The 12,036-nt window shown below is 43.5% G+C and carries 13 protein-coding genes and 1 pseudogene; 10 read left to right on the plus strand and 4 right to left on the minus strand.

Going from position 1 to position 12,036, the window contains the following annotated elements; translation table 11 throughout:
• The first annotated feature begins 119 nt into the window (after nucleotides 1-119).
• Nucleotides 120-479 carry a hypothetical protein gene (locus P403_RS0110965; RefSeq protein ID WP_029332683.1) on the plus strand — a complete coding sequence of 120 codons (360 nt, stop codon included), beginning with the start codon at nucleotides 120-122 and terminating at the stop codon, nucleotides 477-479.
• 114 nt (nucleotides 480-593) lie between these two features.
• Entirely contained in the window at nucleotides 594-1,544 is a 951-nt protein-coding gene (locus P403_RS0110970; protein WP_235195199.1) for a hypothetical protein, read from the plus strand.
• On the opposite strand, the gene P403_RS0110975 is transcribed toward P403_RS0110970, so the two are convergent.
• A complete protein-coding gene (locus P403_RS0110975; RefSeq protein ID WP_029332685.1) occupies nucleotides 1,502-2,350 on the minus strand; it encodes a GNAT family N-acetyltransferase in 849 nt (282 codons plus the stop codon). The two genes, P403_RS0110970 and P403_RS0110975, sit on opposite strands and share 43 nt — an antisense overlap.
• A 126-nt stretch (nucleotides 2,351-2,476) precedes the next feature.
• Between P403_RS0110975 and P403_RS0110980 the strand changes: the two genes are divergently transcribed.
• A complete protein-coding gene (locus P403_RS0110980) occupies nucleotides 2,477-2,740 on the plus strand; it encodes a hypothetical protein (protein ID WP_029332686.1) in 264 nt (87 codons plus the stop codon).
• 348 nt (nucleotides 2,741-3,088) lie between these two features.
• Here P403_RS0110980 and P403_RS0110985 read toward each other — a convergent pair whose 3' ends face one another.
• The gene (locus P403_RS0110985; protein ID WP_029332687.1) at nucleotides 3,089-4,000 is read right to left on the minus strand and encodes a hypothetical protein; all 912 of its coding nucleotides are present in this window, start codon (nucleotides 3,998-4,000) and stop codon (nucleotides 3,089-3,091) included.
• Nucleotides 4,001-4,141: 141 nt separating this feature from the next.
• Between P403_RS0110985 and nfsA the strand changes: the two genes are divergently transcribed.
• The 5 genes from nfsA to P403_RS0111010 all read left to right on the plus strand — a co-directional run bounded on the left by nfsA (nucleotide 4,142) and on the right by P403_RS0111010 (nucleotide 8,317).
• Nucleotides 4,142-4,888, plus strand: coding sequence for an oxygen-insensitive NADPH nitroreductase (nfsA, locus tag P403_RS0110990; protein ID WP_029332688.1), 747 nt, complete (start codon nucleotides 4,142-4,144; stop codon nucleotides 4,886-4,888).
• A 15-nt stretch (nucleotides 4,889-4,903) separates the two neighbouring features.
• On the plus strand, nucleotides 4,904-6,139 hold the full coding sequence (locus P403_RS0110995) for an LCP family protein (RefSeq protein WP_029332689.1): 1,236 nt from the start codon (nucleotides 4,904-4,906) through the stop codon (nucleotides 6,137-6,139).
• 338 nt (nucleotides 6,140-6,477) lie between these two features.
• Nucleotides 6,478-7,188, plus strand: coding sequence for an NAD(P)H-binding protein (locus P403_RS0111000; protein ID WP_029332690.1), 711 nt, complete (start codon nucleotides 6,478-6,480; stop codon nucleotides 7,186-7,188).
• A gap of 123 nt (nucleotides 7,189-7,311) precedes the next feature.
• On the plus strand, nucleotides 7,312-7,857 hold the full coding sequence (locus P403_RS0111005) for a TlpA family protein disulfide reductase (protein WP_029332691.1): 546 nt from the start codon (nucleotides 7,312-7,314) through the stop codon (nucleotides 7,855-7,857).
• 4 nt (nucleotides 7,858-7,861) lie between these two features.
• Nucleotides 7,862-8,317 carry a hypothetical protein gene (locus P403_RS0111010; RefSeq protein WP_029332692.1) on the plus strand — a complete coding sequence of 152 codons (456 nt, stop codon included), beginning with the start codon at nucleotides 7,862-7,864 and terminating at the stop codon, nucleotides 8,315-8,317.
• Nucleotides 8,318-8,409: 92 nt separating this feature from the next.
• On the opposite strand, the gene P403_RS0111015 is transcribed toward P403_RS0111010, so the two are convergent.
• Together P403_RS0111015 and nhaC are read right to left on the minus strand one after the other, a co-directional pair.
• The gene (locus tag P403_RS0111015; RefSeq protein ID WP_029332693.1) at nucleotides 8,410-8,619 is read right to left on the minus strand and encodes a DUF3006 domain-containing protein; all 210 of its coding nucleotides are present in this window, start codon (nucleotides 8,617-8,619) and stop codon (nucleotides 8,410-8,412) included.
• A 242-nt stretch (nucleotides 8,620-8,861) separates the two neighbouring features.
• Nucleotides 8,862-10,235 (minus strand): Na+/H+ antiporter NhaC, encoded by a 1,374-nt coding sequence (gene nhaC, locus P403_RS0111020; protein WP_029332694.1) that lies wholly within the window; start codon nucleotides 10,233-10,235, stop codon nucleotides 8,862-8,864.
• A gap of 156 nt (nucleotides 10,236-10,391) precedes the next feature.
• Here nhaC and P403_RS16865 point away from each other — a divergent pair.
• Together P403_RS16865 and argC are read left to right on the plus strand one after the other, a co-directional pair.
• Nucleotides 10,392-10,589: pseudogene (locus P403_RS16865) on the plus strand (hypothetical protein); the annotation flags it as partial.
• 407 nt (nucleotides 10,590-10,996) lie between these two features.
• A complete protein-coding gene (gene argC / locus P403_RS0111030) occupies nucleotides 10,997-12,028 on the plus strand; it encodes an N-acetyl-gamma-glutamyl-phosphate reductase (protein ID WP_029332695.1) in 1,032 nt (343 codons plus the stop codon).
• Nucleotides 12,029-12,036: the final 8 nt, after the last annotated feature.

Consider the following 12,036-nt stretch of genomic DNA (forward strand, 5'->3'; position numbering starts at 1 on the left):
TTGTCGTCCCAATTGTTGTAGACGTGAGAGAACGCTTATTTTCGAGAAATACTTCAAAAAATAGCGGAGTGAACCGATGATGAGAGCAGAACGAATTTCATTCGGAGGTGAATCAGTCTATGAAAAAAGTACTGGTCATTCTCGCGTTAAGTCTGATTGGACTTTTATCTTTTGCGGTCGGAATTTCTTACGCAGAGCTTCAAAGCAACCAACAGAACTCAGAAAAGCAGTTAAAGACGATGCTTGAAAAACATCATGGAATCAGTGAAGCATCATTTTTAGAAGTGAAGGCATCGTTTTCCCTGCAACATCGACAAGTAATCCAGGTTCGATTGCGTGGAGAACCGGCCATTACTTATGAGTTCATTCAGCCGGAGCGGACAATTGAATACAGCGGTTCAATTGGAACGAGTGTCGAAAAAGTCGGAAAGCAAGATGAGATTTTTCGATCGATGCCTTTAAAAGTAGGCGAGAATTGATAGATCCTGGTGGATTTCCTTATTGTGAGGAAGGCATCAGGATTTTTTTGGCTTTCAAGAAAAGATAATATTGCGTACACTACGAAGAGAAGCAGTATTCAGGGGGGCAAACCGATGATGAAACGATTTGTGAAAAATGAGGCAGTTGGTCAGGCAGTGCATGCATTTAAAGAATTGAATCGAAAAGATTTTGAGTATTACAATGCTGAGTTGTCCGAACAAGAACGGGTCGCTTTAAATTTCGTGAAGCGAGCCTTTGAATTGGAGTCATCAGAGCACTTGTCGCTAGCGCTCGATACGAACCAACCAGTCATTGAACTAGATCGTCTGTTACTTAAGTTGGAGTCGATACAAGATAGAACGCTCTTTTTCCGTTTGTTGGTACAACATGGTGTAGATCTCAATCAATTAAAAGAGCTTGATGGACATCGTTCCATTGTCCGTCAACCGTTAGCATTTCCAGTCGGTCTATACAGTGCAATCAATCATGAACTTTTTCAATTGGCGATAGAGGCAGGTCTTGATTTAGACTACACGACATCTTTGCAACGGAGTGATCGTTTTCTAGAAACGCACGTGATTAATATGCTTGATCTCTATTTGTTGCTTGATTTAGAAGACGAAATGGACGTACGAAGCCTAGGATTTTTTACAGACCATCCGGCAACAATCGGTTTTGTAGAGCAGTTAAAGCGGTCGAATCCGTCAAGCATTCAGGCAATCGTCGAGGCTAAAAAATATCAAGTTGATTTTAAATATGCCAAACACTATCCACTCTTTTACGCGATGATCGGTCGGCATACAGAAGTATTTGAACAGTTGCTTGAAGCAGTTTTAAAAACGGAGAAGGAACAACTGCTTTTAGAAGATGCACTGTTAGCCTTTCATAACCACCAACCAGGTCAAGCGAGTGCGTTAGGAAACGACTACATTGACAGTCTATATCAGATGGGGGAGCAACTAAGGATCCGAGCAAATATTGATTTCAAACAAGTGGAGGATGCCTACGTCCTGGCGGAATATCAAGAAATCGTTGAGCGGTTACGTAAAGATTCTCTAGAGTAAGTATGCCAGTGTGAGAAGAGTTGGATATCACAGAATGTATCGGGGTCATATAAACGAAGGGCTTCTTGATGTGTTGAAAAACAATACGTCTCGAATGTCCGAACTGTCGTGCGTTTTAATTTAGCTTGAAAGGTCTCAAGAATTCTTCGCCCGTATCCTTGATTCTTCAATTCAGGGATACACGTAATTTCGAGTAAACGAATTGTTTGCTTTTGTTTTTGGATGATGATTGTCCCGACGATTGTTTGTTGATCGTAGACAAGGTACGGCAATGCCCCCTGTTCAATCAAATATTCGATATGGGATACGTCATAGCTAAATAAAAAATGTGAGGATTGAATCGACTCGTTTCTGAGAGTTAAGAACAAGGAACGGTTTCGGAGGGTAAGTGGCTTGAATTGAAGTGATGCGGCATGATCATTGATGAGACCGATGAAGCGAAATTGTTCAGAGGAGAGTGTATAACCGAGCGTGTTCCAAGTCGATACCAACCCGAAATCATGTGGTGGAATGATTTGAACGTCGATTTGATGAGGATGTAGAGAGAGCGCGTAATCATGGACGAAATGCGCCAAAGTGCGGAAAGCGATTAAGTCCGTGTAAGCGGCATTGATGATTTGAAGGGACGAGACGAATTGGTTAAACCCTAATGTCGCGCAGACGGCATCCTCCTTAATCAAAACCCATTGATATTTTTCAGGTGGTTGGAACGAGAGGGATAGAGGAGATAAGCGGTTTTTTTGTAACAACTGATGGACGAGACGACGTTGACCGTGCGACAATTGCTCGTAACGTAAAATTTTCAAACGCTACACTTCCTTTTCTGATTAGGATGAAACAATATCTTAAGTATACTATAAGCAATAAAAGGGAAATAATAGTTTTTTCATAAAAGGTAAAAGCAATTTGGTAGAAACGGGGGAGGGATTAGATTGGGAAAAAAGTTTATCTATGTCTGCTTCTTTTTATTTTTGAGTAGTATCCATCCCGTTCAAGCACAAGATTTAGATAAACAAGAAACGAGCGTTCGAGAAGCTGTGACGTATGGAAGCTATGGAACGATGGACGAACTCATCATTGATCGAAAAGAACCGACATATGATGGTTTTGACTCACCAAATGACATGGCATTTTTATTTGCCTGTATCGCACTGCTTGCAACTGTAGGACTTGGAATCGTCAATACATCAGATTGAAAGACCTTCGGGAAACCTTTCCGAAGCTCTCAGGCTGTAGACAACGTACTATCGGGAAATCAAGCGTCTTTTTTCGTTGTTTTCCTCGGGCGAGGCGCAAGCCGTTGCTCCTCGGATCCTAGCGGACAACGAGCAGGGGCTTGCCCGCCTCTGAAAGTGCGTTAAACACGCACTTTTCCCGTAGGAGTCAACGAAACGTGACGCTTTTTAGGTAATACCGTGACGGAAATCCAGTCATGCAGACGGTTTAGGGCGCAATCCGTCTCGTTATCGCATGTTCACGCTTCATAAGAATTTGTCTACACGCTAAAGAGCTTCGGGAAGCCTTTCCGAAGCTCTTTTTTGTATTTAAAAATGAATATGTTTGGTTCGACCAACGCGTTCAATCCGATCATGTTCTTCGTCTAGACCCGCCTGTTCCAGCAAGTCGAGATAATAACGAAATGGAGTCGAACGGTGTGAAAAATAAGGGATATATTCTGTGAAAAGCATCGTTTCGGCCCGTTCTAGTTCACGTAAGGCAATCAGGGCATGAAGTTCTGCGAAGCGAATCTCTTGATAGAGGATGAGCTTGTCTGCATCGATGCGAACATTCATTTGAAGTTTTTTTGCATGCATATTTAATAAAGAGAGATACGATTCGCGTTCTTGGCCCGTTTCACAATGTCCGAGAACGGCGAGTAACAGGTCGCTACGTTCCGTATCGACATCAATCGGAACTTTCAATGCGGTATAAATAGCCCGTTTCATCCAGGCATTGTCGGACGTATCGAGTTTGTAGTAACCAACAAGTTCTTGAAAGAGCTCGACTTGAGAGACTTTAATCAATCGGAAGGGGTCATTACTCAGGAAAAGGGGTTCTTCACCGGCGGCGGACGATAATAAAAAAAAGAATTCTTCGAAAGCGACGCGTGGACCATTTTTTCGACCGACATAATGGCGCAAGTGTTTTAATAACCGTTTTGCTGTGACGTACCAGTTTTTTTGTTCGCGCACTGAAACGATTGTACTCGGCTCTAGATATTCACCGTCATAGGCGTTCTGGATGAAGAGCTCTGTCTGTTCGATGGTTTGTTCGACGGTTGGTTGTTCTTGTTCTTTTTGTAAATCCTTATATTTGGCGAATTGTGACAACATCAAGTCGAGTTCTTTATCTTCAATCGTTTGTTTTGGAAGCTGGCGATAGATCTCTACGATAATGTCGCGAAGGGTCGTATCGCCATATTGCTCCAGTAAAAGACGTAATTTTCGAATTCTCATGATCGCCCTCCTTCGACAAAAAACACAGCACTTCATTAATCATTTCCCGTTTTTTTCATAAAACGAACATCTTTCATTTGCTCTTTTACGCAATCATTGCCTATTTTTAAAGGGAGAGATTAATTTAAGGGAGAGATTCAGATGAATGAAACGATTGAACATTTATTAAACCACCGCTCGATTCGGAAATTTAAGGAGCATCAACTTGATGAACAGACGATTGAAGTATTGATCCAATCTGCGCAAGCTGCTTCGACGTCTTCTTACCAACAAGCCTATGCAATCGTCGGGATTGAAGATTTAGAAAAAAAACAGCAACTCGTCGAAGTGGCGAGTGGTCAAAGTTATGTAGCGGACAATAGTTACTTCTTCGTCTTCTGTATCGACTACCATAAGCACATGCTGGCAGCAGAGATTGCGAATGGCTCAGTCGCTGACACAGTCGAAACGACGGAAGCATTAATCGTCGGGGCTGTCGATGCAGGACTTGCTGCACAGAATCTCGTCGTAGCAGCAGAATCGTTAGGATACGGGACAGTTTATATCGGATCACTTCGTAACGATGCTCGAAAAGTGAGCGAACTCCTAGAACTGCCAAGCCATGTCGTCCCGTTATTTGGTGTTGCGGTCGGTTTACCGGATCAACAACCAGGTAAAAAACCCCGTCTTCCGATGGAGGCAATCTTCCATCGTAATACGTATACTAATGACAGCAAGATGCGTGAGTTGCTAGAACAGTATGAGGCAGAAACCTCGTCATATTACGGAGAACGGACGGATGGCGTACGAACTGAGGGATGGGTCTATCAAATGGCTGCCTCGATGAAGGAACCGAAACGGACGTATCTACGTAAGTTCTTACAAGATAAGCAGTTATCGCAAGACTAAAACGGAGGTACTACTATGGATGAGTTTCAATCAGGTCGTTCTCGAATAGAGAGAAAACGGCAGGAAGAAGAGCAGGCACGACGTACTTCGACACATAGACGAATCGAGCAGCAAGCAGATGAGCGAATGCGGATTGACGCGCCACAACAGCCGAATCATCGATACGTCGAAGATGGACCAACTTTGACGTCGCGTCCAGTTCAACAAAATCACCGGGGGTCGCAGAAAAGAACAGGGACTGGTATCGGTGGGCGGCTTTTCACCTTAGTCAGAAAATCTGCAAAGCAAGTTGGGACGATTATGGCAGAGCGGACACGGTCGAATCGACGTAAAAGTAGACGTTCGGAAGAAGCGGTGCCAGATGAGACGAGGCAGGGCGCGTTAAAGAAACAGCCTGTCGAGAAGAAGAAACGTCGCTTCAAAACGAAAGTGTTTGGTCTGCTCTTGGTTCTATTGATTGGCTTTATCCTATTTGCCTCACAGCCGTTTACCTTTTTATTGATCGGAAGTGACGCAAGACCCGGAGAATCGTTACGCGGTTCACGGTCTGATTCACTATCCGTCATGCAATTCGTACCGTTATCACGGACGATTCAGTTGACGTCGATTCCACGTGATACGTATACACCGATCAGTTGTGAGGATGGTAAGAAAGATAAAATCACACATGCTTTTGCGTTCGGTGGGGAAGAATGTACGCAAAACGCTGTCAGTGAACTACTTGATGTAGACATCGACAGTAAAATCGTCATCTCTTTCGATAGTTTCATTGGTTTAATTGATCAAATCGGCGGAATTGATCTTGTTTCGACAGGAACGTTCTCGGAACAAGATGCTAGTGGAAAAGCGAATCAATATGCGTTTCAAAAAGGGAAAGAATATCATATGGACGGAGCGATGGCTCTTGCCTATTCCCGTCACCGAAAAACGGACAACGATGGGGCACGAGCTAATCGTCAGTCAGAAGTCATTCAAGCTGTAGCGACGCATCTGTTGAAGCCGACAGGATGGACTAAAATTTCATCAGCCCATGCGTACATGAAAGAGGCGATGAGTTTAGACATCAGTTTCCGTCAAATGGCGACAGCTGGCTTAGCCCTGGCGTTGATGTCTGAGCGAGAGCATCTTGAAATTGACGTTGTCAGTGATCGATTGAATGGCATTTTCTATGATTTTCCGGATGAAAAAGCCCTGACACAATTGAGAGAAAAACTACAGACGACGTTTTACGGTGTACTGGCGAATGACTAATATTTAAAAAATAGCTTCCTCCTTGAAAGGTTTCCTTCTCCCTATTGCGGGTATAAATTGATGTACGCAGTTGCGCTTTTGAGAACGGAAGATATCATAGCTGAAGAGCTGTCCATATCTTCAATATTCATGCTTCTTTGGCCGAAATGAATATATCCTTGAGTAAGCGGCTTAAAAGACGACGTACCGAAATCCGAACACCTAATCGTCGGGATGATGAGAATTCTTGATTGCTTTTTGGCATTTTTAACATGCATAAGCGATGAGGGAAGCTCTTATCTGCATAAGTATGAGTAGTTCAATAGAGGTGACTAGCTTATCGAGGAGGGACCTAGCATATGAATGTATTAGTTGTAGGTGCATCAGGTACAATCGGAGCTCGCGTCGTCAAGTCGCTTGCGAAAGGTCATCAAGTCACTGTCATCGTTCGACACAAGCATCTCGTCGATCGCTTCGAAAAACTCGGTGTCAAAGCACATTACGTCGACATTGAAACTGAGCTTGAAAAGGTCATTGATCTCGGGGTGGCAGGTCAAAATGCTGTGATTTGTGCAGCGACCGCGGGTGTCGATGGTGAAGCGACTGAAATTGAGTTGCTCGATCGAACGGTTGCTTTAAAAACGATTGATGCTGCGAAAAAGGCACGTGTCCGTCATTTTGTCCTCCTCAGTGCCTATGGCGCTGATCGACCAAATCAATTTAAAAAAGAAGTCTATCCATTCTATGCCGCAAAAAATGCGGCGGAAGAGCAAATTGAGCATAGTGGTTTGACGTATACAATCATTTGTCCGGTCAACATCGTTGATGGAGAAGGTCTTGGACTAATCGAAGCCGATGAGGATTTAAAAGATGTAAAAGATGCAACGATTTCTGAAATTGATGTCGCGTCGATTTTGGCGGCATCGGTCGATAATCGGGCACTTTTCAATCGACGTTTAGAGGTAAAGCAAGGAAAAACGTCACTAAATGAAGCGCTTGGTGGAGACGAATCGTTTGAAAGCATTAAAGACAATCGTCGCGTTAAACAACAACTTCCTCGCTATAACTGACAGTAAAGAAGGATGTATATAAACGAGCATATCACTTCCAGGAAAAATGGAAGGGTATGCTCGTTTTTCATAGATTCAGAGGCTGATTCTGCTACACTAATAGAAAGAGGGAGTGGGCAGCAGTTGAAAAAATATTTACTATACGTGATTGTCGGGTTAGCGATTAGTGGGATTGCATATAAAAGCTATGACGCCTATAAAGCACAACAGATTAAAGAATTTACTCAAGCGACGCAACAAGCGCAAGGCGGATTAGAGATTGGAATGAAGGCACCGAATCTCGAGCTGGAACAGGATGGAAAAATGGTGGAACTATCGGATTTGACGAATCGATTGATTGTAATCAATTTTTGGGCGACATGGTGTCCACCATGTAAACAAGAAATACCTGAATTGAACGTCTTTGCTAAAGCGGTGGACGTGCCCGTCTATGGCATCAACGTGACGACATCCGAACGAAAGGTTTCAGATGTAGCCAATTTTCTGAAAGAGACTCCTGTTGATTACGGGGTGCTCTATGATACGAAGGGCCAATCCGAAAATGCTTATCGATTAGTCGCGATGCCGGCGACTTACGTCATTGATACGGATGGAGTCATCGTCGCAAAACACATTGGTCCTGTTACATCAAGTATGCTAAAAGAGATGGTAGGGAAAAAGGGAGGATGAGGGAATGGAGATTTACTGCCGCGACTGTTCTTATCACATCGTCGCTGAAATCGGTCAGCGGGAGGAATGGGGGGAATTCCCTTCGATGCTAACCTATGGACTAGAACAGTACAGAACAGCGTTGCCTTTTTTATTCGTGCCGCCTTATCAGGAACCACTCATTAGCCGAGCACGCATCGATGATCAAAACCGGGCCATGTTGATTAAGAACTATCATGCACATATCGATGCAATTGAAGGCGGGTGGGTCCCGCATCAATACGATTTGTTTCAGTGTCCCTGTTGCGATACGATTTCAACACGTTTTTGGTGTGCACTCTTCATTACTTCAGCTATCATCGAACCGATTCATCGCTGTGAACGAGATGAGACAGTACTACATCGAATTTCGATTGACGATTTGGACCACGCGAAGTGTCCCGAATGCAGGCATCAGTCCTTGTACGTAAGGAATGATTAAACGCGAAAAAGCCATTTAGAAGATGGAAAGACTGACGTGGGCAAGGACGCTCAAGTAGTCGATTCATTGTCTAAATGGCTTTTTATTTATCATCAACCCATTTGCCGAAAGGAAAACGTCTGAAAGGACGATTGGGATGTACTCGATGCATCAATTGAATACGTTGTACCATCAAAAAGTATTGTGTCACCTAATCGTGCCTCAGTCGGTAAATAGCGGCGAGGGATAAAACTTGAACCGTTCTCCCAGAGAAGAACAGCATATTTACCATCAAGCCGTTCAAGCGTACCACGTTTGATCATATTGGACTCCTCCTACAATTACATCGAAGGCAACCATTTTAAAAGGGTTGCAGTCTCTCTCTCTAGCTCTCTGTAATTTTAATCTTATGTTTGGTATATTCCCACTTCGTTTTATCTTTACACTTATTTATCTAAATTAGTCGAGAATCGCTTGAATATAACTCTTTCACATGTAGAAGTGAGAAAAAAGAGGCATACCATTCGACTTATGAATGGTATGCCTTACTGATAATAGATTTACGTCACGCGACACTTTTCGTGACTTGTTTTTTTGTCGGTCGTGTAAAGGCGAAGATAAAAGTGAAGAGGGGAGATAAAATTAAGAAAAAGGCAAATGGCACATACGATGTGACCGGCACACCGAGTGTCGAGGCAAAGAATGCCCCGGATACACCCCAAGGAATCAAAGGATTAACAAGTGTGCCGCCATCTTCAAGCGCACGCGATAAAAACCGTGGGTCAATTGACCGTTCTTCAAAAATTTTCTTGAAGGCTTGTCCCGGTAATAAAATAGACAAGTATTGTTCACCTGCCATGAAGTTAACGCCGATTGCAGCAAGTGCAGCAGACGAGATGATACTCCCGTCACGTTGCAGTTTCGAAACGGTTTTTTCGATGATGACATCGATGACTCCGATACCACGTAAGACACCGCCGAATGCTAACGCGAGCATGACGAGGGAGACGGACCACATCATTGATTGGATGCCACCTTTACTAATGATGCTCGCAACCGTTTCATTCGTTGTTTCGAGCTTGAGACCATTTTGGATGACAGACATCCATTGCGTGATGTTCCAATTTCCTTGAACGAGACCTGTGAGTAATAATCCGCTTAAAACGCCTGCAATCAATGTTGGAATGACTGGCATCTTCCGGATAGCGAGTACCATCACGAGAAGCGGAGAAAGCAATGTCCAAGGAGATAAGCGGAAAAGGCTATCGAGTGCTTGTTGTGTTGCTACAATCGCTTCTGAATCAATTGATCCTTCACCTCGTCCAAAAATAAGGAAGAGAACAAATGTGATTGCGATAGCGGGAATTGTTGTTCCCATCATAAAACGAATATGATCAAAAACAGAGACGTTGACGATACCTGGTGCGAAATTCGTCGTATCCGATAAAGGAGACATTTTATCTCCAAAACAAGCACCGCTGATGATGGCACCTGCAGCAAGAGCGGGATTGACACCAAGGACGACGGCGATTCCCATCAAGGCGACACCGACCGTACCAATTGTAGTAAATGAACTGCCTGTAAAGGTCGAAACGATCATCACGATGATTAAAGCGGTTGGCGCGAACCAGGTCGCAGATAATGTCGATAAGCCATAATGGAGCAAGGTTGGAACGGCACCACTCATCATCCAGACGGCGATTGTCATACCGACGAGTAACATGATTAAAATCGGTTTAATCGCTTCTCGAATACCGTTAATCATATGTTCTTCAAGTTGACTGAAAGGGAAGCGGCGATACACGGCATACCCTACAACAAAAATAAGACTGGCGAGTATAGCGAGATGTGGTTCGGCCTGTGCACCGAATAATGCGGACAATAAGATAATGATACTAATTCCTAGGATAGCTGCGGATTCACGAAAGGACATGCGCATGCTTCCACCTCCTTATATCTTTGTTACGTTTATGCTTGTTTGCTTTTACGTGTGAAAGTAATGAACAAATGCAATCTTATCGAAGATTCCTGGCTGCGTCAACTAAGAAAGTTTTACCAAAATCAGACGAGAATACTCCCGCTTCTAAATATTCAGGGCAAAGCCCTAGTGAAAGTCGGTAAGACCTTCGCCTCTAGTCAACTGTGCTCCAGTTGTGGCACCCAACACGACCGTGATGTGAATGCAGGACTGAACCTCAAACAAGAAGCTGGACGCCTCTTAGTTTCTTTAACCGTCGGGACGACGCAATTTTCAACCGTTAGGTCGGATCACTCAGGAATCCTCCACCTTTAAGCGAAGCGTAGGTGAAAGTAGTTCAATCAGAAAGATAACCAAGAATATAAAAAAATGTGACGATTTTTTGTCGTAAACGCTTTCTTTTTTACAAAAAATCTTGCACAATAAGAAAGTAGTGATGTCGATTTTGTGAACAAGAGGAGGATACATATGTTTACAGCGATTTTTGTTGTAGTTATTGCTTTGATGGGGGCAAGCGTTTTTGGAATCGATCATCTCGTCGCACAACGTGCTGAAAAAAGATGAGAAATATGAACTAAAAAGACTTTGACCAGTCACATCTTACTAAAAGGTGTCATCGGTCAAAGTCTTTTTTTGTTTATAAATTAATAAAAATACATTTGACAGTATAAATATACATATGTTTAAATCGATTTATCATTATTAACGAAGGAGTACCCGACATGAAATGTACAATCATAGGTGCGACGGGATATACAGCAGTCGAATTGATACGAATGATTGAGCAACATCCCCATTTGGAAATCGTCGCTCTCGTGAGTGATTCGAAGGCAACGGAATCGATTACGGAAATATACACATTCATGAATAAAAAAAACTATTCCATCTTACAGGAGTTCTCACTTGCCCATTTAGAAGAGGTTGGAACGGAACTCATTTTTTTGGCGACTCCAAGCGGAATTTCAAAACAGTACTTAGAGCAGCTGAGAGATTGGAAAGGGAAAGTCATCGATTTGAGCGGCGATTTACGCCTCGACCAAATATCGTATGAACATTGGTACGAAAAACCAGCGGTCGAGCCAATGATTCAGGCAACAGCAACATATGGACTATCAGAATGGAACCGTGAAGCGATAAAAACGAGTCGTTTGATTGCCAACCCAGGGTGTTATGCGACGGCCGTACTCCTCGGTCTCCTACCATTTTTAAAAGAACAGGTCATCGAGCCGGTGCCGATTATCATTCATGCCAGTTCGGGGTTATCGGGAGCCGGGAAATCCTTTAGTGAACAGACACATCATGTGCGATCGAATGAAAACATGCGTCTGTATAAGATGAATCGCCATCAACACATCCCCGAAATCGAATCGGTCATTCAAACCGTGACGGGGCAAGAAGCAATCGTTTCGTTCGCGACACATTTGATTCCAATCAATCGCGGAATCATGGCGACGATGACATTGACTCCACGCATCAATAAATCGGAAACGCAATGGCGTGAGTGGCTCCAGGCATTTTACGAGAACGAACCCTTCGTCCGAATTAACGGAAATGATCCGGAAATTAAATCGGTCGTCGGCAGTAACTACTGTGATTTGACGATATACGCCGACGCGAGAACAGGATATCTGACAGTCGTTTCAGTCATTGACAACATGCAAAAGGGTGCAGTCGGGCAAGCGATTCAAAATGCGAACCTGATGTGCGGATATGAGGAAGCACTCGGTTTGACCCAGCAACCATTATTCATTTAAAGGAGGAA

This window comes from Exiguobacterium oxidotolerans JCM 12280, from assembly GCF_000702625.1.
Classification (GTDB): domain Bacteria; phylum Bacillota; class Bacilli; order Exiguobacteriales; family Exiguobacteriaceae; genus Exiguobacterium_A; species Exiguobacterium_A oxidotolerans.

Coding starts and splice junctions, on each gene's coding strand:
- P403_RS0110995 (WP_029332689.1), top strand. CDS start 4,904: ATGGATGAGTTTCAATCAGGTCGTTCTCGAATAGAGAGAAAACGGCAG.
- P403_RS0111010 (WP_029332692.1), top strand. CDS start 7,862: ATGGAGATTTACTGCCGCGACTGTTCTTATCACATCGTCGCTGAAATC.
- argC (WP_029332695.1), top strand. CDS start 10,997: ATGAAATGTACAATCATAGGTGCGACGGGATATACAGCAGTCGAATTG.
- P403_RS0110965 (WP_029332683.1), top strand. CDS start 120: ATGAAAAAAGTACTGGTCATTCTCGCGTTAAGTCTGATTGGACTTTTA.
- nfsA (WP_029332688.1), top strand. CDS start 4,142: ATGAATGAAACGATTGAACATTTATTAAACCACCGCTCGATTCGGAAA.
- nhaC (WP_029332694.1), bottom strand. CDS start 10,235: ATGCGCATGTCCTTTCGTGAATCCGCAGCTATCCTAGGAATTAGTATC.
- P403_RS0111015 (WP_029332693.1), bottom strand. CDS start 8,619: ATGATCAAACGTGGTACGCTTGAACGGCTTGATGGTAAATATGCTGTT.
- P403_RS0111000 (WP_029332690.1), top strand. CDS start 6,478: ATGAATGTATTAGTTGTAGGTGCATCAGGTACAATCGGAGCTCGCGTC.
- P403_RS0110985 (WP_029332687.1), bottom strand. CDS start 4,000: ATGAGAATTCGAAAATTACGTCTTTTACTGGAGCAATATGGCGATACG.
- P403_RS0110970 (WP_235195199.1), top strand. CDS start 594: ATGATGAAACGATTTGTGAAAAATGAGGCAGTTGGTCAGGCAGTGCAT.